21 protein-coding genes and 1 pseudogene are annotated in these 21,610 nt (G+C 35.7%); 17 read left to right on the top strand and 5 right to left on the bottom strand.

Translation table 11 applies throughout. The features are described from left to right. Positions 1-77: 77 nt before the first annotated feature. A complete protein-coding gene (locus tag PQF83_RS10410) occupies positions 78-704 on the bottom strand; it encodes a YktB family protein (protein WP_000175082.1) in 627 nt (208 codons plus the stop codon). 206 nt (positions 705-910) lie between these two features. On the opposite strand from PQF83_RS10410, the gene PQF83_RS10405 reads away from it, so the two are divergent. Both PQF83_RS10405 and PQF83_RS10400 read left to right on the top strand, forming a co-directional pair. Continuing rightward, entirely contained in the window at positions 911-1,099 is a 189-nt protein-coding gene (locus tag PQF83_RS10405) for a hypothetical protein (RefSeq protein ID WP_001250164.1), read from the top strand. An 88-nt stretch (positions 1,100-1,187) separates the two neighbouring features. Continuing rightward, a complete protein-coding gene (locus tag PQF83_RS10400) occupies positions 1,188-1,988 on the top strand; it encodes an inositol monophosphatase family protein (RefSeq protein WP_001158690.1) in 801 nt (266 codons plus the stop codon). Between the two features lie 104 nt (positions 1,989-2,092). Here the strand turns inward: PQF83_RS10400 and PQF83_RS10395 are convergent, their stop codons facing one another. Next, positions 2,093-2,272, bottom strand: coding sequence for a DUF5325 family protein (locus PQF83_RS10395; protein ID WP_000400127.1), 180 nt, complete (start codon positions 2,270-2,272; stop codon positions 2,093-2,095). 140 nt (positions 2,273-2,412) lie between these two features. Between PQF83_RS10395 and typA the strand changes: the two genes are divergently transcribed. The 3 genes from typA to PQF83_RS10380 all read left to right on the top strand — a co-directional run bounded on the left by typA (position 2,413) and on the right by PQF83_RS10380 (position 5,004). After that, on the top strand, positions 2,413-4,257 hold the full coding sequence (typA, locus tag PQF83_RS10390; RefSeq protein ID WP_000914758.1) for a translational GTPase TypA: 1,845 nt from the start codon (positions 2,413-2,415) through the stop codon (positions 4,255-4,257). A gap of 157 nt (positions 4,258-4,414) precedes the next feature. Beyond that, on the top strand, positions 4,415-4,717 hold the full coding sequence (locus PQF83_RS10385; RefSeq protein WP_000893666.1) for a YlaH-like family protein: 303 nt from the start codon (positions 4,415-4,417) through the stop codon (positions 4,715-4,717). An 11-nt stretch (positions 4,718-4,728) separates the two neighbouring features. Then, the gene (locus PQF83_RS10380; protein ID WP_001258148.1) at positions 4,729-5,004 is read left to right on the top strand and encodes a hypothetical protein; all 276 of its coding nucleotides are present in this window, start codon (positions 4,729-4,731) and stop codon (positions 5,002-5,004) included. A 36-nt stretch (positions 5,005-5,040) separates the two neighbouring features. Here the strand turns inward: PQF83_RS10380 and PQF83_RS10375 are convergent, their stop codons facing one another. Beyond that, entirely contained in the window at positions 5,041-5,241 is a 201-nt protein-coding gene (locus PQF83_RS10375; protein ID WP_001995040.1) for a YlaI family protein, read from the bottom strand. Positions 5,242-5,386: 145 nt separating this feature from the next. On the opposite strand from PQF83_RS10375, the gene PQF83_RS10370 reads away from it, so the two are divergent. Both PQF83_RS10370 and PQF83_RS10365 read left to right on the top strand, forming a co-directional pair. Next, on the top strand, positions 5,387-5,842 hold the full coding sequence (locus PQF83_RS10370) for a pyridoxamine 5'-phosphate oxidase family protein (RefSeq protein ID WP_000024588.1): 456 nt from the start codon (positions 5,387-5,389) through the stop codon (positions 5,840-5,842). A gap of 246 nt (positions 5,843-6,088) precedes the next feature. Continuing rightward, entirely contained in the window at positions 6,089-7,417 is a 1,329-nt protein-coding gene (locus PQF83_RS10365) for a PhoH family protein (RefSeq protein ID WP_000358084.1), read from the top strand. Between the two features lie 31 nt (positions 7,418-7,448). On the opposite strand, the gene PQF83_RS10360 is transcribed toward PQF83_RS10365, so the two are convergent. Continuing rightward, complete coding sequence (locus tag PQF83_RS10360; protein WP_001289788.1) at positions 7,449-7,946, bottom strand: hypothetical protein; 498 nt, start codon at positions 7,944-7,946, stop codon at positions 7,449-7,451. A 150-nt stretch (positions 7,947-8,096) separates the two neighbouring features. On the opposite strand from PQF83_RS10360, the gene PQF83_RS10355 reads away from it, so the two are divergent. The 3 genes from PQF83_RS10355 (at position 8,097) to pyc (ending at position 13,461) form a co-directional block, all read left to right on the top strand. Then, entirely contained in the window at positions 8,097-8,384 is a 288-nt protein-coding gene (locus tag PQF83_RS10355; RefSeq protein ID WP_000135695.1) for a YlaN family protein, read from the top strand. A gap of 125 nt (positions 8,385-8,509) precedes the next feature. Then, complete coding sequence (gene ftsW / locus PQF83_RS10350; protein ID WP_000832781.1) at positions 8,510-9,691, top strand: putative lipid II flippase FtsW; 1,182 nt, start codon at positions 8,510-8,512, stop codon at positions 9,689-9,691. 323 nt (positions 9,692-10,014) lie between these two features. Continuing rightward, positions 10,015-13,461, top strand: coding sequence for a pyruvate carboxylase (gene pyc / locus PQF83_RS10345; RefSeq protein WP_000164060.1), 3,447 nt, complete (start codon positions 10,015-10,017; stop codon positions 13,459-13,461). Positions 13,462-13,540: 79 nt separating this feature from the next. On the opposite strand, the gene ctaA is transcribed toward pyc, so the two are convergent. Further along, complete coding sequence (gene ctaA / locus PQF83_RS10340; RefSeq protein WP_001188736.1) at positions 13,541-14,476, bottom strand: heme A synthase; 936 nt, start codon at positions 14,474-14,476, stop codon at positions 13,541-13,543. Positions 14,477-14,974: 498 nt separating this feature from the next. Between ctaA and ctaB the strand changes: the two genes are divergently transcribed. From ctaB to PQF83_RS10305, 7 genes and pseudogenes are all read left to right on the top strand, one after another. Continuing rightward, positions 14,975-15,898, top strand: a complete 924-nt coding sequence (gene ctaB / locus PQF83_RS10335) for a protoheme IX farnesyltransferase (protein WP_001015058.1) — start codon at positions 14,975-14,977, stop codon at positions 15,896-15,898. A gap of 93 nt (positions 15,899-15,991) precedes the next feature. Continuing rightward, positions 15,992-17,041, top strand: coding sequence for a cytochrome c oxidase subunit II (gene coxB, locus PQF83_RS10330; protein WP_000745271.1), 1,050 nt, complete (start codon positions 15,992-15,994; stop codon positions 17,039-17,041). Between the two features lie 60 nt (positions 17,042-17,101). Further along, on the top strand, positions 17,102-18,937 hold the full coding sequence (gene ctaD / locus PQF83_RS10325; RefSeq protein ID WP_169509326.1) for a cytochrome c oxidase subunit I: 1,836 nt from the start codon (positions 17,102-17,104) through the stop codon (positions 18,935-18,937). Then, positions 18,937-19,560, top strand: a complete 624-nt coding sequence (gene ctaE / locus PQF83_RS10320; RefSeq protein ID WP_000557861.1) for a cytochrome c oxidase subunit III — start codon at positions 18,937-18,939, stop codon at positions 19,558-19,560. Before ctaD ends, ctaE begins: the two co-directional genes overlap by 1 nt. A 3-nt stretch (positions 19,561-19,563) precedes the next feature. Next, on the top strand, positions 19,564-19,896 hold the full coding sequence (ctaF, locus tag PQF83_RS10315; protein ID WP_000985699.1) for a cytochrome c oxidase subunit IVB: 333 nt from the start codon (positions 19,564-19,566) through the stop codon (positions 19,894-19,896). 85 nt (positions 19,897-19,981) lie between these two features. Next, on the top strand, positions 19,982-20,887 hold the full coding sequence (gene ctaG / locus PQF83_RS10310; protein ID WP_000069012.1) for a cytochrome c oxidase assembly factor CtaG: 906 nt from the start codon (positions 19,982-19,984) through the stop codon (positions 20,885-20,887). Between the two features lie 227 nt (positions 20,888-21,114). Beyond that, positions 21,115-21,486, top strand: a pseudogene (locus tag PQF83_RS10305) (nitrilase-related carbon-nitrogen hydrolase); the annotation flags it as partial. Positions 21,487-21,610 lie beyond the last annotated feature (124 nt).

Raw genomic sequence — 21,610 nt, 5'->3', positions numbered from 1 at the left:
TATTTTGAAAAATAAAAACTGAAGTGATATAATGTGATAACAACTAAAAACGGACAATATAAATTGTCCGTTTTCTACTATCGATTACAAAGTGCATATAAAGGAAGGAGTGATTGCATCGTAGATTCAATCTTAGCAAGGAATTGTTCGTTGGTCATTGCTGAAAACTCCTCTGGTGATATATGAATACCAACTAATAATTCTGCTTTTTTTACAGTAGCTAGACGTTCAATCATCTTTTGTAAATCATTTGTTTCAAGTGTTTTATGTAATTTTACACTTGGTTTAGTATGGTCAATGGACCAAACGAAGTCATTTGGAATATTTGTTTTTAAATCATTTATATGTTCTAAGAAGGCGTGAGCCGTCTCCACTTTTTGTGGACACTCATAGATTAAACCAAAGTATATGAAGGCATGAGTACCCCATAATCCAATTTGGAAATGTGGTAGCATTTTATATCCGCGTTTATTTGTTGAAAAAGCAACCCAAGTATCGTTTGGTGGATTGACTTTGCGACGTGCGTGTTTTGCTACATGATAAAAAAAGTTCTCATCAGTTTGTTTGGATAAATACGCTGCAAACTGTTCCCCTAAAGCTTCTAGCTTAGGATGAATGTTCGTTTTAATTGCACTCATTCGTTCTTCGAGACCATCAACTGTAAAGACCTCAAAATCAGTTGATTTGAATGTTTGTAGTGTCATGATTGTTCCTCCAACTCCTATTTTGCTTTTATTTTAGCATAGCTTGTACTATTCATAAAAAAAACAGCACAAAAAAATTTAAATAAAAAAATATAATTTTGTTGCATAGATGATTTATCCAACATAGTATAGTATAAAACAAAAAATCAGAAAATTTAATTAATTCTAGTCCGAGGGCAGACGAATATTGGGAGGAGGCAAATAATATGAGACAGGTGATTAATGCGTTAAAGAGAACAGATGCTGAAAAGAGAATACCGGTGCTACGTTTGGAGCTAGATTATGAATTAGCAACTTTATATGATGCGATGATGGAAGATGATAAACAGAAAAAAGAAGAGTGTGTACAAAAGTTAGAAGTGTTAAGACTTGAAATGATTCGTTTAGAAGCGTAATAATAGTATATGTATAAAAAATTAGTTGGTGCGAACCTTATAAAGGGTTCGTTTTTTCTGTGAACAGTATAGATCGGAGTGTTTAAACATGCAAGAAGTATGGAAAGACATCGATGCACACGCCAAACAGTGGATTCGGGATGCGGGAGAGCATTTAATGGCATCAATGAAAAAAGCACTTATTATAGAAACAAAATCAAATGCAGCTGATTTAGTAACAAATATGGACCGAGAAATAGAACAGTTTTTAATTGGGAAAATTAAAGAAACATTCCCACATCATCATATTTTAGGTGAAGAGGGCTATGGAGACGAGGTAACTTCTTCTGACGGGGTTGTTTGGTTAATTGATCCAATTGACGGCACGATGAACTTTGTTCACCAAAAAAGAAATTTTGCAATTTCAATTGGAATTTATGAGAACGGTATCGGAAAGATTGGACTTATTTATGATCCAGTTCATGATGAATTATATCATGCGTTAAAAGGGGCTGGAGCATTTTGTAATGAAGTACCGATACCTTTATTAGAAAAAGGTAATGTAGAGCAAGGTATTGTAGCTTTAAATGCGATATGGCTTACCGACAATCCATTGCTTAATATGGAAAGTATGATGGCACTTGTTAAGAAAGCAAGAGGCACGAGATCATATGGCTGTGCAGCATTAGAGATGGTATACGTTGCAACTGGAAGAATCGATGCATATGTAACACCTAGATTATCACCATGGGACTTTGGTGGGGGACAGATAATTGTAGAGGAAGTTGGAGGCAAGGTAACAACATTCTCCGGAGCGCCACTTTCTATCGTAGAGAAGAGTAGCGTATTAGTTGCGAAGCCAGGGGTGTATGAAGAAGTGTTATCGTTTATCCCGATTGGTGAGGGCTGATAATCAGTGGGGGATGAAGAAAAAAACCACTGATTAAAGTTTCACTTTATATCCAAGTAACAAAAAAAGTAAGAGGCTGTATACAGGCTTCTTACTTTTTGACGTTATTGCGATTTACGCATTTTTCTTTTTGTTACAAAACCGTATCCAACTGTAACAAATGTGCCGATAATGCAAATAATAATACCGATTGGACTATTTTCAGCAATCATAATGCCGATACCAATTAAGAAAATAACACCGATAATTGCAGTTAATAAAAAGCGATATTGAATGTGTTCCATTTCTTCACCCTCCAATCTCATTTTACTTTCACAAAAGTAAGAATACAACTATATTTTCATTCTTGATTTTATTTTAATTGCTATTGTATCCCCTTCGCTCTTATAATAGAGAAGGATTAAAAAGACATTAGGAGTTGGACATGTTGAAAAAACGACAAGATTTACGTAATATAGCAATTATTGCCCACGTTGACCATGGTAAAACAACACTTGTTGACCAGTTATTACGTCAAGCGGGGACTTTCCGTGCGAACGAACACGTTGAAGAGCGCGCAATGGATTCAAATGATCTAGAAAGAGAGCGCGGTATTACAATTTTAGCGAAAAATACTGCGATTCACTATGAAGATAAAAGAATTAACATTTTAGATACACCAGGTCACGCTGACTTCGGTGGAGAAGTAGAACGTATTATGAAAATGGTTGATGGTGTTTTACTTGTTGTTGATGCATATGAAGGTTGTATGCCACAAACACGATTTGTTTTAAAGAAAGCTCTTGATCAAAACTTAACTCCAATCGTAGTAGTAAATAAAATTGACCGTGACTTCGCTCGCCCTGATGAAGTAGTTGATGAAGTAATCGACTTATTCATCGAACTTGGTGCAAACGAAGATCAATTAGAGTTCCCAGTTGTATTTGCATCAGCAATGAACGGAACAGCAAGCTTAGATTCAAACCCAGCAAATCAAGAAGAGAATATGAAATCATTATTTGATACAATTATTGAACATATTCCTGCACCAATTGATAACAGCGAAGAGCCACTTCAATTCCAAGTAGCACTTCTTGATTACAACGACTATGTTGGACGTATTGGAGTTGGACGCGTATTCCGCGGTACAATGAAGGTTGGACAACAAGTTGCTTTAATGAAAGTAGACGGAAGCGTAAAACAATTCCGCGTAACAAAATTATTTGGTTACATGGGATTAAAACGCCAAGAAATTGAAGAAGCAAAAGCTGGAGACTTAGTAGCTGTTTCTGGTATGGAAGACATTAACGTTGGTGAAACAGTATGTCCAGTTGAACATCAAGATGCGTTACCATTATTACGTATTGATGAGCCAACACTACAAATGACGTTCCTTGTAAATAACAGTCCATTTGCAGGTCGTGAAGGTAAATACATTACATCTCGTAAAATCGAAGAGCGTCTTCGTTCACAATTAGAAACAGATGTAAGTTTACGTGTAGATAATACAGAGTCTCCTGATGCATGGATCGTATCTGGACGTGGGGAACTACATTTATCTATCTTAATTGAAAACATGCGTCGTGAAGGTTATGAACTACAAGTATCTAAGCCAGAAGTAATTATTAAAGAAGTTGATGGCGTAAGATGTGAGCCTGTAGAGCGTGTACAAATCGATGTACCTGAAGAATACACTGGTTCTATTATGGAATCTATGGGTGCTCGTAAAGGTGAAATGTTAGATATGGTGAATAACGGAAACGGTCAAGTTCGCCTTACTTTCATGGTTCCAGCACGTGGTTTAATTGGTTACACAACAGAATTCTTAACATTAACTCGTGGTTACGGTATTTTAAACCATACATTCGATTGCTACCAACCAGTACACGCTGGACAAGTTGGTGGACGTCGTCAAGGTGTTCTAGTTTCACTTGAAACAGGAAAAGCATCACAATACGGTATTATGCAAGTTGAAGATCGTGGTGTAATCTTCGTTGAACCAGGTACAGAAGTATATGCTGGTATGATTGTCGGAGAACACACTCGTGAGAATGACTTAACAGTTAACGTTGTGAAAATGAAACAACAAACTAACATTCGTTCTGCGACGAAAGATCAAACTTCAACAATGAAAAAACCACGCTTAATGACTTTAGAAGAATCATTAGAGTACTTAAACGATGACGAGTTCTGTGAAGTAACTCCAGAATCAATTCGTTTACGTAAAAAGATTCTTGATAAGAGCGAACGTGAAAGAGCTGCTAAGAAAAAGAAATCTGTAGAAGCGTAAAATAGTAAAACAGCTACCTTTAATTAAGGTAGCTGTTTTTTTATGTTTATTTTTTAGAATATTTACTCTTTTTGTGGACAGTATTTTTTTCACAGGTTACTCTTGTATTAAGTACATAAAGAAAAATGGTTTGATTTATGAGGAAGGGGGATAAATGGTGTTAGAAAGAATGTCGTTTTTTGCGAAGTTATGTAAAGTCGATGAAAATCCAGAGCTAGGGATGTGGTTACTGTATGGCGTCATTATTATATTAAGTGCACTTGTGTATAATTTAGGTTTTGCAAGAAAACTATCTATAATAAAAAATATAGTGATATATATATCGTTAGCGATTGGGTGTACAGTATTAACTTTCTTTGCAGTTTTTTTACCTGTTGGAGAGGGGCTTGTTGTAGCAGCAATTGTACTTGGGATTTATAGGTTGCGATTACGTCAAGCAAGACAACAAAAAGCAGGATGAGGGGGAGTTTTATGCGTTCCGTACAAGATGCGTTATATAATTGGTTAACAATTAAAACAGTTGCCGAAGCACGTCCGGATGATAGTGCTGCAAAAGAAACGTATTTGTTATTTCAAAATATGATATATGAAGAACATAAATTGAGAAATGTGGAAGTTAAGAAGAACGAGGAAATGTATTTAGTTACATATGAAATAAATGGAGAAAGAAAATCTGCAAGGTTTCCATTAGAAGCTATTGATTGTTTTTTGGATCAAATGAATCGCGAACCTGAAAAATATAAATAAGTCCTTTATCATATTGATAAAGGACTTATTTATATTTTACCAATCGTCTTCGACTTTTTTATCACGATATAATCGGAAATTACCACTTGCATGACGTTCCATCGTACGTTCAGCAATTCGTTCCGAACATTCCATGCACATATATGTATGAATAGGGCGATTACGCAGCTTTTTTGCCATAGGATTTTCATCATCTAACATATCTTTTTTATCACAAATCATACATTTGACTCTCATTTCGTCACCTCAATACGAATTCTATCAGTATAAGTATATCATGGAAGTGTAATGTTTTTGAATAATAGTGGGAAAAAATAATATTTTCGCAATTCAAAAAATAGGTTATGATAAGGATATATGAAGTATATTTGGAGGTGGAAATATGGCGAATGTAGTAGAGCCCACATTAACAGATGATTTAGTACAAACGTTACGTAAAGAGTGTATTGTTATGGTAGCAACAACAGATTTTGAAAAACAAGTTCCTAACGTAAGTGCTATTTCTTGGGTGTATGCAGTGAGTAAAACTAGTATTCGATTTGCAGTAGATCAACGTTCACGTATTGTGGAAAATATAAGACATAGTACTGGAGTGGTATTGACTATAATGGCGAATGAGTCCGTATTTTCCATAAGTGGTGCAGGTGAAATTTTGACTGATAGAATGGAAGGCATTCCTCTAAAATTAACTGTAATAGAAGTAAATGTACAAGAAGTACGTGATGTTATGTTTTATGGTGCAAAACTTGCAATTGAGCCAACATATGAAAAAACGTATGATCTTCGTGCAGCTAAAAAGCTCGATAACCAAGTACTAGCAGGAATGAAAGAATTATAAATGTGATAAATAAGAAAGTCAGTTATTAACTTTTGTAATCACTTATTGTGATTTTATGTTAATAATTATAATTAAAAGTAATATATTGAATAGAAATGAATAAAAAATAAATAAAAGGTTTAATGGCTATAAATTTCGATTCTACCTCGTTTATACGGTACATATAATTATAACAATGGTTCGTCCATATTTTATGGATGAAACCCTTGTTCTACAAATTTAAAAGTGGAGTCAGGGGGTAACAGGTTGGATAAAATTTATGTGTTAGATACGAATGTACTTTTGCAGGATCCTTTATCTATTTTTTCATTTGAAACCAATGAAGTAGTGATTCCAGCAGTTGTATTAGAAGAGGTTGATTCGAAAAAACGTTATATGGATGAAGTAGGACGAAACGCTCGTTATGTATCTAAGTTAATAGACAAATTTCGTGAAATAGGAAAACTGCATGAAAGTATTCCGCTAGAAAACGGCGGTACATTTCGTATTGAATTAAATCATCGTTCGTTTGTCCAACTACAAGATATTTTTGTAGAAAAAACAAATGATAATCGAATTTTAGCTGTAGCAAAAAATCTATCTTTAGAAGAACAAGAAAAAGAGGACGGGAAGTCTGTTATTTTAGTAAGTAAAGACGTGCTCGTAAGGGTAAAAGCAGATGCAATAGGTTTAAAGGCGGAAGATTATTTAAGTGATCGGGTTATTGAAGTGGAAAATATATATTCAGGATTTTTAGAAGGATATATATCAAAAGAACAATTGGATTATTTTTATGAAAAAGGCGAATTGCCTTTATCCGAAATTGCAAATCATCCTTTTTATCCAAATCAGTTTGTAGTAATGAAAGATGCGTTAGGTGGATCTAGTTCAGCACTAGGCATTGTGGATCATTTAGGTAAGAAGGTAAAGAAACTTATTTTTCCAAATGAACAAGTATGGGGAATACGACCACGAAATGTGCAGCAAATTATGGGATTAGAATTGTTGCTTCGTGAAGATATTCCACTAGTTACGCTAACAGGGAAAGCTGGTACAGGAAAGACATTACTAGCTTTAGCTTCGGGGCTCATGCAAACGGAAGATTTAGGGTTATATAAAAAACTACTCGTTGCACGGCCAATTGTTCCAGTTGGGAAAGATATCGGTTATTTACCGGGAGAAAAAGAAGAAAAGTTAAGACCGTGGATGCAACCGATTTTTGATAATCTAGAGTATTTATTTAATACGAAAAAACCAGGAGAGTTAGATGCTATTTTAGCTGGAATGGGTTCGATAGAAGTAGAAGCTCTTACGTATATACGCGGGAGAAGTATTCCAGATCAATTCATTATAATTGACGAAGCACAAAATTTAACGAAGCATGAAGTGAAAACGATACTAACGAGAGTAGGAGAAAAAAGTAAAATCGTATTAATGGGAGATCCTCAGCAAATTGATCATCCGTATTTGGATGAATATAATAACGGTTTAACATACGTTGTAGAGAAGTTTAAAGAGCAACGTATTAGTGGTCATGTAAAGTTTGTTAAAGGGGAGCGATCTAATTTAGCTCAACTAGCCGCAGATTTACTATAAAAAGGAGTGAGCAAAAGCTCACTCCTTTTCTTTAAATAATTGTAAATTTGCGGATGTTACGGATTGGATTTTGTCTATTAGATCCATCATTGTAATATAAATGAACAGGTCCATCTTCTTTTAATGGTTTTCCTTCTTTTGAAAAACCAAGAATAGCATGTTTGACAGTTTCTAATGGAAGCGTTATCGTATCATCTACTGTTTCGATCTCGACTTGCGTAGCGTCATCTGAAATTTCGGCATTAGCAAGAAAAGGTTGAAATGGTATACCGAACGTTCCAGTAATTAGCTGTTCTTTTTTAAATTTCTTTACACTTTGTTGTATCGGCGGGAAAGCAGCACCATCACGGATTTCGCGATCCCAATGTTCCGAAGTGTTTTTTAAATAAGCTTCTAGTTCTGAAGTGTTTTCTCTCGTTTCATCAAAGTAAGTTGTCAAATCTACTTTTCGATCATCAAAGATCCAAACGGTTGGATCGATAGTGATTGGAAAACGAACTTTTCCATTAATAAATAAAATTTCGCTCATTGTTGTTCCCCCATTTGTGTTATACTCCCACTTTTCAGTATAATAGTATTAGACACTATTGTCACAAAAAATGTTTCTATTGCAATTTATTAAAACTATCGCTAATATTAATAGATAGGAGAGAGTAGGACGGAAACGGAGGGAATCAATTTGGCGTCTGAGACAGTATCAAATCATCAGGAAAAGGCACTAGCCCTTCTACAAGCGGATGCGGAGAAGATTTTAAGACTTATTAAGGTGCAAATGGACCATCTTACAATGCCGCAATGTCCATTATATGAAGAAGTGTTAGACACACAAATGTTTGGACTATCCCGCGAAGTCGATTTTGCAGTTCGCCTTGGTCTTATTGCAGAAGAACAAGGGAAAGCAATGTTAGGAGAGCTTGAACGTGAGTTATCTGCACTTCATGAAGCATTTACAAACAAACAACAATAACGGGTTCAAATAAGGGGGCTCAAACTGAAAAAGTTTGAGCTTTTTATTTGTATAATAAAGCAGGAAGAATCAATGTACATATGGAATACAACAATAATTAAATTGAAACAGAGAGAGGAAATGAAATGAAAAGAGTATGGAAATCAATGGATTATTCATTATTACTTCCTCTTGTTATCTTATGTGTGCTGGGAGTTATAATGGTATATAGTTCTAGTTCCATTGTTGCGATTTCATCGAAATATAACTGGCCGGCAGATCACTTTTTTAAAAAACAATTAGTTTCTCTTGCTATTGGAACGGTAATGCTAGTGATTGTCGCTGTAGTACCTTACAAATTTTGGAGGAAGAAAATAGTTCTTGCAGCTATGGGGTTAGGGGGGATTGGCTTACTAACAGCAGCCTTCCTTTTCGGTAAGGTAATCAATGGTGCAAAAGGATGGATACTAGGTATACAACCAGCTGAGTTTGTAAAAATAGCAGTAATTATTACGTTAGCAAGTTTTTTTGCTAAGAAACAAGAGAGGCAAACCCCTTTTTTACAAGGGATAATCCCCCCCTTATTTGTGGTGGGTGGATCGATGGTATTAATTTTATTACAAAATGACTTAGGGACTGACATATTAATAGGTGGAACAGTGTTAATTATGTTCTTCTGTTCAGGAGTTAATGTTAACCTGTGGATAAAAAGGTTTATATTAACATCTATCGTATGGGTTCCTGCATTGTATTTTATTGGGAATTATAAATTGAATAATTACCAAAAAGCCCGATTTTCAGTTTTTCTTGACCCGTTTAACGATCCTCAAAATGATGGATTCCAATTAGTTAATTCTTTTATTGGAATTGCCTCAGGTGGGTTAAATGGTAGAGGATTAGGGAATAGTATACAAAAGTATGGCTACTTACCAGAGCCGCAAACAGATTTTATTATGGCAATTATATCTGAAGAACTAGGTTTTATAGGGGTAGCTATTATTTTAATCTGTTTATTACTTATTATTATTCGTTCGTTTAGAGTAGCACAAAAATGTAAAGATCCATTTGGAAGTTTAATTGCAATCGGAATTGCAAGTTTAATTGGAATACAAACTTTTGTTAATGTCGGTGGTATGTCTGGATTAATACCGCTTACAGGGGTACCTTTACCGTTTATTAGTTATGGTGGTAGTTCTTTATTGGCTAATTTAATTGCGATGGGTATATTGTTAAATGTAGCCAGCAATGTAAAACGACAAGAGAAAGAGCAAAATACGATAATGAAAGAAAGAGAACAAGATGGACCACGTCTTGTAGTTGTAAAATAAAAACACATTGTGCTTTAGAGCGCGATGTGTTTTTTGTTTTTAAATAGGATATACCATTTTGTTTTTTAACGAAAAAAATATATCACATTTAAATTAATGTGATATACAATTAGGTTGTTACATAAGGAAGAGGTATGCTATACTATTTTTGTGAGACAAATTGCTCAGAAAACTTATCATTTGTTAAAAAATAAGGTATGATGGATAAAAATAAAGTGAAGCTTTCTAAGTATAATATAATGTGGAAAGTGAAGAACTTCACGCTCTTTATGGTGTGTATATATTTTATCTCTAGAGTGGTAGGAAAGTAGAGGGGGAAAATCATGACAAAGCTGCAACGTATTCAAAAAGTATTGGTAGCTAACCGTGGAGAGATTGCAATTCGTGTGTTTCGAGCTTGTTCGGAACTGGGATTAAAAACAGTTGCAATCTATTCTAAAGAGGATAGTGGTTCTTATCATCGTTATAAAGCCGATGAATCCTATTTAGTTGGGGAAGGAAAAAAGCCAATTGATGCTTATCTAGATATTGAGGGCATTATTGAGATTGCGAAAAGTAATCATGTAGATGCAATTCACCCTGGATATGGTTTCTTGTCAGAAAATATTCAATTCGCAAAACGTTGTGAAGAAGAAGGGATTATCTTTATCGGTCCAAAAAGTAAGCATTTAGATATGTTTGGAGATAAAGTAAAAGCAAGAACACAAGCGCAGCTAGCACAAATTCCAGTTATTCCTGGTAGTGATGGGCCAGTAGATTCATTAGAAGAAGTCGAAAAATTTGCTGAAAAGTATGATTACCCGATTATTATTAAAGCTTCCCTTGGCGGGGGCGGTCGTGGTATGCGTATTGTACGTACTAGTGAAGAATTAAGAGAATCGTATAATCGAGCAAAGTCAGAAGCAAAAGCAGCCTTTGGTAATGATGAAGTATACGTAGAAAAATTCGTTGAAAAACCTAAACATATAGAAGTTCAAATTTTAGCAGATGAAGAGGGCAATGTTGTTCATTTATACGAGCGAGACTGTTCTGTACAACGTCGTCATCAAAAAGTAGTAGAAATTGCACCTAGTGTGTCGCTTTCAGATGATTTGCGTCAGCGTATTTGTGATGCTGCTGTAAAGTTAACGAAAAATGTAAATTATTTAAACGCAGGAACAGTTGAATTTCTTGTAAAAGATGATAATTTCTATTTCATTGAAGTGAATCCGCGTGTTCAAGTAGAACATACAATTACAGAAATGATTACAGGAGTCGATATCGTTCAATCACAAATTTTAATAGCTGATGGACATGCATTACATAGTAAAATGGTAGGTGTTCCAAAGCAAGAGGAAGTTGTTGTACATGGATTTGCAATACAATCTCGTGTAACGACCGAGGATCCACTAAATAATTTCATGCCGGATACAGGAAAAATTATGGCATATCGATCAGGTGGTGGATTTGGGGTTCGTCTTGATACAGGTAATAGTTTCCAAGGTGCTGTTATTACACCGTACTATGATTCTTTACTCGTAAAAGTTACAACATGGGCGCTTACTTTTGAACAAGCTGCTGCAAAAATGGAACGTAACTTAAAGGAATTCCGTATCCGTGGTATTAAAACGAATATTCCATTCCTAGAGAATGTAGTAAAACATAAAAACTTCTTATCAGGGGAATATGACACTTCATTTATTGATGCGTCACCTGAACTATTCTTGTTCCCGAAACGTAAAGACCGCGGAACGAAAATGTTAAATTACATCGGGACAGTAACAGTAAATGGCTTCCCGGGGGTAGGGAAAAAAGAGAAACCAATTTTCCCAGATGCTCGTATACCGAATGTATTACACTCAGAGCCAATCCAAAATGGAACGAAACAAATTTTGGATGAGCGTGGGGCAGACGGATTAGTAAAATGGGTACAAGATCAAAAACGTGTACTTTTAACGGATACAACGTTCCGTGATGCGCATCAGTCATTACTTGCAACGCGTATTCGCACAAAAGATTTACACCAAATTGCAGAGCCGACAGCGAGAATGTTACCGAACTTATTCTCAGCAGAAATGTGGGGCGGTGCAACGTTTGATGTTGCATATCGTTTCTTAAAAGAAGATCCGTGGGAACGATTACTAGATCTTCGTGAAAAAATGCCAAATGTTTTATTCCAAATGTTACTTCGTTCTTCAAACGCGGTTGGTTACAAAAACTATCCGGATAATTTAATTCAAAAGTTTGTGGAGTGTTCTGCCCAAGCTGGAATTGATGTGTTCCGTATTTTTGATAGCTTAAACTGGGTAGAAGGTATGAGAGTTGCGATTGATGCTGTACGAGATACTGGTAAAATTGCAGAAGCAACGATGTGTTACACAGGGGATATTCATGATCCACTGCGTAGTAAATATGATTTAAATTACTATAAAAATTTAGCAAAAGAATTAGAAGCATCAGGAGCTCACATTTTAGGTATTAAAGATATGGCGGGCTTACTAAAACCAAATGCAGCATATGATTTAGTTTCAGCATTAAAAGAGACGGTATCGATTCCGATTCACCTGCACACACACGATACGAGTGGAAATGGTATATTAACGTATATGAAGGCAATTGAAGCAGGTGTTGACATTGTCGATGTAGCAGTAAGTTCTATGGCTGGTCAAACATCACAACCAAGTGCGAACACGCTATACTATGCGTTAGGTGGAAACGAAAGACAGCCAGATGTTAATATAGATTCATTAGAAAAATTATCTCATTACTGGGAAGATGTACGTAAATACTACGCACCGTTTGAAAGTGGTATGAATGCTCCTCATACAGAGGTATATATGCACGAAATGCCAGGCGGACAGTATAGTAATTTACAACAACAAGCGAAAGCGGTTGGCTTAGGCGATCGTTTCGATGAAGTGAAAGTAATGTACCGCCGTGTGAATGACATGTTTGGTGATATTGTTAAAGTAACACCATCATCTAAAGTTGTTGGTGATATGGCATTATTCATGGTTCAAAATCACTTAACAGAACAAGATGTTTTAGAGCGTGGACATTCTATGGACTTCCCAGGATCTGTTGTTGAAATGTTCTCTGGAGATTTAGGACAACCATATGGTGGTTTCCCGAAAAAGTTACAAGAAATTATTTTAAAAGGGAAAGAACCATTAACAGTAAGACCAGGTGAATTATTAGAACCAGTAGATTTCGACGCGTTAAAAGAAGAGCTATTCCATAAACTTGGACGCGAAGTGACGATGTTTGATGTAGTTGCATATGCATTATATCCAAAAGTATTTATGGATTACGAAAAAGTTGCTGAGATTTATGGAAATGTATCTGTGCTCGATACACCGACATTCTTCTATGGTATGAGACTTGGTGAAGAAATCGATGTGGAAATTGAACAAGGTAAAACATTGATGGTTAAACTAGTATCAATTGGAGAGCCTCAGCCGGATGGAAATCGTGTGCTTTACTTGGAGTTTAATGGTCAACCACGTGAGATTGTTGTGAAAGACGAAAGTGTGAAAGCGACAGTTGCACAACGTGTGAAAGGAAACCGTGAAAATCCAAACCACATTAGCGCAACAATGCCAGGAACGGTTATTAAAGTAGTTGTAAAAGAAGGCGATGAAGTGAAAAAAGGCGATTCTATGGCAATTACAGAAGCGATGAAAATGGAAACGACAGTTCAAGCGCCGTTTAATGGTAAAGTGAAAAAAGTATATGTTAACGATGGAGATGCAATTCAAACGGGTGACTTACTCATTGAATTAGATCACTAAAATAAAAAAGAGTTGTGGAAACACAACTCTTTTTTATTACGAAAAAAATACCTTGCCAATTCGGGCAAGGTATTTTCATTTATTTTGTTTGTTTAGAAATTGATGCAGCTTCTTTTGCATTCACTTTACTTCTTGTACCTAACATAACTAAATAGCATAGTACAGCAAACAAGCAAGAAATGAATAGGGAATGTAATAATGCCATTGATAAACTAGCATTTGTAAATACGACTAAAATTCCTACGATAGCTTGAAGTGTAACAAGGATAAATGAGATGATCCATCCCCAGTATACGACAGGCTGCTGTTTGTAATGGCGGATAGCGAGAATCATCGCGTATAGTATCCAAGCGAAAATTAACATCGCTGCAACTCTATGTCCCATTTGAACCCATTCATGTAATTGAGTTGGCATAGGTCTATTTTTGCTGCATAAAGGAAAGTCTGGACAGGCTAAGCTAGCTCGTTCGTGACGTACTAAAGCCCCTGTGTAGACGACAATATAACTGTAAATTGTTACACCATAAATATGAAATTTCATTTTTTTGTCCATAATAAGTGAACGTGCATCGAATTTTTGGTCAATTTCAAAGATAAGACACGTTAATAAAATGACAGAAGCAAATGAAATTAAGGAAATACCGAAATGGATAGCAAGTACAGCTGGCATTTGCCCCCAAACAACCGCTGCGGCTCCCATTAATGCTTGTGCAACTAAAAATACGAAGGATAAAATTGCTAACGTTTTTGTTTCGCGCACATGTTTATAATATTTCCAGGACAAAATACAAAGGAGAGTGACAAGAATTCCTGCTGATCCTGATGTAAGGCGATGACTTAGTTCAATAATAGTTTCCATTGATAAATTAGATGGAACAAATTCACCGTTACAAAGTGGCCATGATTTACCGCATCCTTGGCCAGAGCCTGTTTTTGTAACTAAGGCGCCTCCTAATAAAACTATTAATAAATCAAGACTCGTAATGACTGCTAACCATTTAATAAAGCGTTGCAATCTCTTTCACCATCTTTCTGCTATGAAGTTATTGCGAAATATTTTCATTCCATTATGTATAGAATAAAACGCGCTAGTTCCTATGATATATAAAAAATAATAAAATAGCAAAGAAATGGAGGGGGAAGACAGGGAAGAGAAAACGGGTGTGGAAATAAGGTTTATAAGGAAATTTTTAGGTGAAAAATAGGCTATTTTGAAAAGAAATGGGAAGAATACGTGTTAAATATGACAAAAAAGTTTATTATAGAAGGTAACATCATGTTATGATATGGATAAGTAACAATTAAGTTTTTTATGTTCGACACAAAAAGTTCATGTTTTCTTCACAAAATGTTCGGGAAATATGATTTAATATATTGGAGTATGGGCGTAGATTAGTAGTAGAATGGGTTAACAATGTTTCTACTGTAATAATATTGCTATATAGAAGCGAAATATTTCAATTTGAAATAGGCGCAAAAAGAAAGACGAAAGTTTTAAGAGGGGGTTAAAGTGATGAACCATGCAACAAGTGAGCTGCATGATGAGTCTGCTGTTACAAGCGTACCGGAAACAACTCGGTTACAAGATTTAAAAGCGCTCGTTAAAATGGGGATTGTAAACTCAAATACACTTACTGTATTTACAGGATTTTGGTTGGCATTACACTTTAATGGATTAAGTGTAATGGACAATCTGGATAAGTTATTCTTTACAATCGTTGGTTCTGGATTAGTTATGGCAGGGGTATGTTGTTTAAACAACTACATTGATCGAGACATCGATCCATTAATGGAAAGAACAAAGACCCGTCCAACGGTTACTGGAAAGTATAAACCAGGATTTGCACTTACATTTGGACTAGTTATATTACTTCTTGGTTTTGTATTTTTATTATTAACAACACCAATGGCAGTCTTAATGGGATTTATTGGTGCTTTCACATATGTTGTTCTATATAGTTTATGGACAAAGAGAAAGTATACACTAAATACTGTTGTAGGTAGTATATCTGGTGCAGTTCCACCTTTAATTGGATGGGCAGCAATCGATCCATCTTTAGGCCATCCAATTGCTTGGATGTTATTTTTAATTATGTTTATTTGGCAAATCCCACATTTCCTTGCATTAGCAATGAAACGTGTTGATGAATATCGAAACGCAGGAATTCCAATGCTTCCTGTAGTTCATGGATTTGAAATTACGAAACGCCAAATTATGATTTGGACAGTATGTTTATTACCACTACCATTTTATATGAGTGGACTAGGGATAACATTTATGGTAATTGCAACACTGCTTAACATCGGATGGATCGTTTTAGGTTTTTATGGCTTCCGTAAGAAAGATGACATCAAATGGTCTGTGCAAATGTTTGTTTATTCCCTAAATTATTTAACAATCTTATTTGTATCAATGATTGTAGTTACATTCTTCTAAGACAACGACATAATTGGATTTCTTTACGTTGAGATTTACTTTACTTAACTATAAAGTACAATCTAATTCACAAGGAAAGTGGGGGTTGTTTGTATGAAGAAACAGTGGCGACTGCTTTCGTTCGTTTCACTGCTGGCTTTACTGTTAGGGGGATGCGGTAAAGCCTTTCAATCTACTTTAATTCCGCAAGGAGAAGTAGCAAAAATGCAATATGATCTACTTCTACTGGCGAGTGCAATCATGGTAGGAGTAGTACTAGTAGTTACTATTATTTTCTTATATGTAATTGTGCGTTTCCGACAAAAGAAAGGTCAGGAAGATTATATTCCGGAGCAAGTTGAAGGGAATCACAAACTAGAAATTATATGGACAGTTATTCCGATTATTCTTTTGCTAATCTTAGCTGTTCCGACGGTTACATATACATTCAAACTTGCTGATGTAAGTGCGATGGAGAAAAAGAATATTGATAAAGATACTATCGTTGTTGATGTAACAGCGAATCTTTATTGGTGGGAATTTTCTTATAAATCAGAAAAGATAGTAACTTCGCAAGATTTGGTCATCCCCACAGGTAAGAAAGTGTATTTAAATTTGAAGGGTGCCGATATTAAACACTCATTTTGGGTTCCATCTTTAGCAGGGAAAATGGATACAAATACAGACAATGTGAACAAAATGTGGTTAAAGGCAGATAAATCGGGCACTTATAATGGTTTTTGTACAGAATTTTGCGGCCCATCACATTCTTTAATGCAATTTAAAGTGAAAGCTTTAGATGAAAGCGAGTACAAAAAGTGGCTTGCTGATATGAAGAAAATTGATGGGAAGAAAGAAGTAGCTTCAACAAAGGCGCAAGAAGGCCAAGAAATATTTAATAAAAGCTGTATTGGTTGTCACGCAGTTGGATCTAATGATAGTAGACCACCTTCCGCTCGTATCGCACCAAACTTAGCAAACTTTGCGGATCGCGATACAGTTGCCGGCATTGCTGAAAACAATGAAGAAAACTTAAAAAAATGGCTGAAAGATCCTGAAAATATGAAACCAGGAAATAAAATGACTGGTAAATATGGCAACTTAACAGACGATCAAATTGATGCATTAAATGCATACTTACAAACGTTAAAAGTTGAAAAGTAAAGAGGGATTATTCGCGAAGGGGAGGTTGAAAACGTGAGTTCTGTAGCAAAAAAACAGGGGATGGGTGCTGTCATATGGGATTATTTAACGACAGTAGACCATAAAAAGATTGCCATTCTCTATTTAATTGCAGGTGGATTGTTTTTTATAATAGGCGGAATAGAAGCTCTATTTATTCGCCTTCAATTAGCGATTCCTAACAACGCTTTTCTTGTTGGGGATGCTTATAATCAAGTATTAACGATGCACGGTACAACAATGATTTTCCTCGCAGCTATGCCACTCGTGTTTGCATTTATGAACGCCGCTGTACCACTTCAAATTGGTGCACGTGATGTAGCGTTCCCGTTTTTGAATTCACTCGGATTTTGGTTATTTTTCTTTGGTGGAGTATTTTTAAATTTAAGTTGGTTTTTAGGTGGAGCACCTGATGCAGGATGGACATCTTATGCATCTTTAGCTTTAGCCTCTAAAGGTCATGGTGTTGATTTCTATGTACTCGGCTTGCAAATCTCAGGTATTGGTACATTAATTGGAGGTATTAACTTCCTTGTAACCATTATTAATATGCGGGCGCCAGGAATGACGTACATGCGTATGCCGATGTTTACATGGACGACATTTGTAACATCTTCGCTTATATTATTCGCTTTTCCGCCGTTAACTGTAGGATTAGGACTTTTAATGTTAGATCGTTTATTTGGAACAAGTTTCTTTAATCCGGCATTGGGCGGGAATACAATTATATGGGAGCATTTATTCTGGATTTTCGGTCATCCAGAAGTATACATTCTTATACTCCCAGCTTTCGGAATATTCTCAGAAATCTTCGCGACATTTTCGAAAAAACGATTGTTTGGTTATTCATCGATGGTGTTTGCGACTGTATTAATTGGATTTTTAGGATTTATGGTATGGGCGCACCATATGTTTACTGTTGGACTTGGTCCAGTTGCTAATGCTATTTTCTCGGTCGCAACAATGGCGATTGCGGTTCCAACTGGTATCAAAATATTCAACTGGCTCTTTACAATGTGGGGCGGAAGTATTCGTTTTACGACACCAATGATGTGGGCAGTAGCTTTCATTCCATCATTCGTAATGGGTGGAGTTACAGGGGTTATGCTAGCATCTGCACCAGCTGATTATCAATTTCATGATAACTATTTCGTAGTAGCGCATTTTCATTATGTAATCGTTGGCGGTGTTGTATTTGGTTTACTTGCAGGAGCTCATTATTATTGGCCACTGATGTTTAATAAAGTATTAAATGAAACATTAGGAAAGATAACGTTCTGGCTATTCTTTATCGGCTTCCATTTAACGTTCTTTATTCAGCATTTCCTTGGCTTGATTGGTATGCCACGCCGTTACTACACATATCTTGAAGGGCAAGGGTTGGAAATGGGGAATATGATTAGTTCCATCGGAGCGGTGTTTATGGCTCTTGGAACGATTGTTCTTCTATTCAATGTAATTAAAACGACAGTATCAAAAGAAAAAGCTGGTCGTGATCCGTGGGATGCACGTACATTAGAATGGACAATGCCAGCACCGACACCAGAATATAACTTTAAACAATTACCATTTGTTCGTGGATTAGATCCGTTTTGGATTGAAAAACGTGAAGGGAATAAAGAGATGACAGCAGCGGAACCAGTTGGTGATATTCATATGCCAAATCCTTCGTTTTCACCATTTGTCATTTCTTTCGGATTGTTTATAGCGGCATTTGGTGCGATGTATATGCAGGGCGGAAAAGATAAGTTCTGGTTATTAGTAGCAATTATTGGTTTAATCATTACATTTGGCGCAATGTTCCTACGTTCAGTAATTGATGATCATGGGTATCATATTCATAAAGAAGATTTAGAGGATAAGGGGGGCAAGGCGTAATGCATGTAGATGAAAAATTAACGAATGAAACATTTCCAGCAGAGCCTGAAAAAGCAACCCTTGAGGGGAAAAATAAGTTTGTCGGTTTTTGGTTATTTCTTGGAGGCGAAACAGTATTGTTCGCTTCCTTATTTGGCACATATTTAGCGTTAAAGAATTCTACAAATGGCGGACCAACATCTCAAGAGATGTTTCAAATGCCACTCGTTTTCATTATGACGATGCTTTTATTAACGAGTAGCTTAACGAGCGTATATGCGATGTATCATATGAAAAACTTTAATTTTAAGAAAATGCAACTTTGGCTACTAGTAACAGTGCTGCTAGGTTTAGGGTTTTTAGGATTTGAGATATATGAGTTTTATCATTATACGCATGAATTTAAGCATACTATGAGAAGTAGCGCATTTGGTTCCGCGTTTTATGCTCTTGTTGGTACACATGGACTCCACGTATTGTTTGGATTGTGTTGGATTTTAACATTAATCTTTAGGAATGCGAAGAGAGGTCTAAATTTATACAATGCACCGAAGTTTTATGTTGCATCGATTTATTGGCACTTTATTGACGTAGTTTGGGTGTTTATTTTCACTGTAGTATATTTAATGGGAATGGTGGGATAAACAATGGCGATAAAGCAAACGAATAATCCTAAAGTTGATCTTGTTTATCGGAAAAGAAAAAGTGCGGAGGAAATGAAGCATCAAGTTATTACATTTGCATTAATGATTTTTTTAACATTAGTTGCATTTGCAGCGGTAGCATATCCGAAAACTTTTAGTCCGACTTTTTCAGTACCATTTATTTTACTATTAGCGGTGGTACAAGTAATTTTTCAATTGTATTATTTTATGCATATGAGTCATAAAGGACATGAAGCGGCAAGTTTCTTTCTTTATTCTGGTCTGTTGATCGGATTAATTACAATTTTAGCTTTTATGACAATTGTGTGGATTTGAAAAGTGACGAATAAGGGAGCTTGTGTTGACACAGCTCCCTCTTCATATTATGTGAACGGATAACCTTAAGAAGGTAGGTGTGAAAATGAGTAACTTGTGGATATTTGGTTTTCAAGCGCTATGGAGTCCAATCTTTTTATTATTTATGCTTTCGATCCTCATTGGATATTTTTTAATTATTGGGCCGTATAGAATGCGATTTGAACATGCGACAAAGGTAAGTAAGAAGCAAGTTTTTTATTTTACGACTGGAATTGTTCTTTTGTATTTTGTAAAGGGAGGGCCTATTGATTTAATTGGTCATATTATATTTAGTGCACATATGTTTGAAATGGCAGTTATGTATATTGCCGTTCCGCCTTTGTTGTTGCTTGGTATACCAGTTTGGTTATATCGTTATATTACTTCTTTTAAGTTCGTTCAAATTATATTAAAGATATTTGCTAAGCCACTTATTGCATTGTTTGTATTTAATGGCCTGTTTTCTTTTTATCATTTACCAGTTGTTTTTGATGCAGTAAAACAAAGTCAAATTGCTCATCCTATCTGTCTCGCTATATTGTTCTTTACGGCAATCATGATGTGGTGGCCGATGCTAAATCCATTACCAGAATATCAAACGTTAAGTGATATAAAGAAACTTGGTTATATGTTTGCTAACGGTATATTATTAACGCCAGCTTGCGCGTTAATTATTTTTGCAACGGCGCCGTTGTTTGCAACGTATACGGATCCGGCTGCTTGGATGAAGGCGATGGAACTATGTGTACCGGCGGGAACTTTATCTGATTTAAATATAACTGGACCAGAATTTTTACACTGGATGCCGATCGTACAAGACCAACAAACAGGCGGCATCATTATGAAAATTGTCCAGGAAATAGTGTACGGTACAATTATTGGTTATGTGTTCTTTCGATGGGCGCGTCGAGAGCGTGAAAAGGATAAAGAGCAGTTACAACAATTGCCGCCGTATTTACAAACGAAGTAAAAAAGTGTATGGGTTTCCATACACTTTTTTAGTTTTACTAAACTTTAATAGATTGAATTTTCTAATTATTTATGTTAAGTTAGTGTAGGCATGTACTAAAGTGGATATAAGATTTACTACTAGCTTTAATGCATAATAATTCCATGTGTAGTACAAGTTTTTTAGAGAGTTACAAATTTATATTGTTATCTTTAATAAAACAAGGACTATTTTAAGGGGGAATTTAAATGGGGAGTAGTGGAAGTATGGTAAAGCCAATTAGTGGTTTTTTAGCAGCATTAATACAATATCCAGTACCGGTAGTAGAGTCACGTGCAGACATTGATAAACAAATTAAACAGATCATAAAAACAATTCATTCAACTAAAGCAGGGTATCCTGGATTGGAATTGATAGTATTTCCAGAATATAGTACGCAAGGGCTTAATACAAAAAAATGGACTACAGAAGAGTTTTTATGTACGGTCCCTGGGCCAGAAACAGACTTGTTTGCTGAGGCATGTAAAGAGTCTGAAGTATATGGTGTTTTTTCTATAATGGAAAGAAATCCTGATGGTGGAGAACCGTATAATACAGCAATAATTATTGATCCACAAGGTGGTGCGACACGTTCCTAAGTGAAAAGCTTAGGCATTGTCGAACTTACAGTTCAACAGTGAACTGTCATTCCAAGAAGTCAAATGATAGGGTAACGCCTTGAAGGGCTTCCTTTAATACTCCGAC

It is taken from the genome of Bacillus sp. FF-1, from assembly GCF_028548245.1.
GTDB lineage: Bacteria > Bacillota > Bacilli > Bacillales > Bacillaceae_G > Bacillus_A > Bacillus_A paranthracis.
This window is presented reverse-complemented; position numbering and strand designations above follow the sequence as displayed.

Bases quoted from the DNA above. Each gene is read 5' to 3' on its own strand.
- PQF83_RS10410 (WP_000175082.1), bottom strand. From the start codon at position 704: ATGACACTACAAACATTCAAATCAACTGATTTTGAGGTCTTTACAGTT.
- PQF83_RS10405 (WP_001250164.1), top strand. From the start codon at position 911: ATGAGACAGGTGATTAATGCGTTAAAGAGAACAGATGCTGAAAAGAGA.
- PQF83_RS10400 (WP_001158690.1), top strand. From the start codon at position 1,188: ATGCAAGAAGTATGGAAAGACATCGATGCACACGCCAAACAGTGGATT.
- PQF83_RS10395 (WP_000400127.1), bottom strand. From the start codon at position 2,272: ATGGAACACATTCAATATCGCTTTTTATTAACTGCAATTATCGGTGTT.
- typA (WP_000914758.1), top strand. From the start codon at position 2,413: ATGTTGAAAAAACGACAAGATTTACGTAATATAGCAATTATTGCCCAC.
- PQF83_RS10380 (WP_001258148.1), top strand. From the start codon at position 4,729: ATGCGTTCCGTACAAGATGCGTTATATAATTGGTTAACAATTAAAACA.
- PQF83_RS10375 (WP_001995040.1), bottom strand. From the start codon at position 5,241: ATGAGAGTCAAATGTATGATTTGTGATAAAAAAGATATGTTAGATGAT.
- PQF83_RS10370 (WP_000024588.1), top strand. From the start codon at position 5,387: ATGGCGAATGTAGTAGAGCCCACATTAACAGATGATTTAGTACAAACG.
- PQF83_RS10360 (WP_001289788.1), bottom strand. From the start codon at position 7,946: ATGAGCGAAATTTTATTTATTAATGGAAAAGTTCGTTTTCCAATCACT.
- ftsW (WP_000832781.1), top strand. From the start codon at position 8,510: ATGAAAAGAGTATGGAAATCAATGGATTATTCATTATTACTTCCTCTT.
- pyc (WP_000164060.1), top strand. From the start codon at position 10,015: ATGACAAAGCTGCAACGTATTCAAAAAGTATTGGTAGCTAACCGTGGA.
- ctaB (WP_001015058.1), top strand. From the start codon at position 14,975: ATGAACCATGCAACAAGTGAGCTGCATGATGAGTCTGCTGTTACAAGC.
- coxB (WP_000745271.1), top strand. From the start codon at position 15,992: ATGAAGAAACAGTGGCGACTGCTTTCGTTCGTTTCACTGCTGGCTTTA.
- ctaD (WP_169509326.1), top strand. From the start codon at position 17,102: ATGGGTGCTGTCATATGGGATTATTTAACGACAGTAGACCATAAAAAG.
- ctaE (WP_000557861.1), top strand. From the start codon at position 18,937: ATGCATGTAGATGAAAAATTAACGAATGAAACATTTCCAGCAGAGCCT.
- ctaF (WP_000985699.1), top strand. From the start codon at position 19,564: ATGGCGATAAAGCAAACGAATAATCCTAAAGTTGATCTTGTTTATCGG.
- ctaG (WP_000069012.1), top strand. From the start codon at position 19,982: ATGAGTAACTTGTGGATATTTGGTTTTCAAGCGCTATGGAGTCCAATC.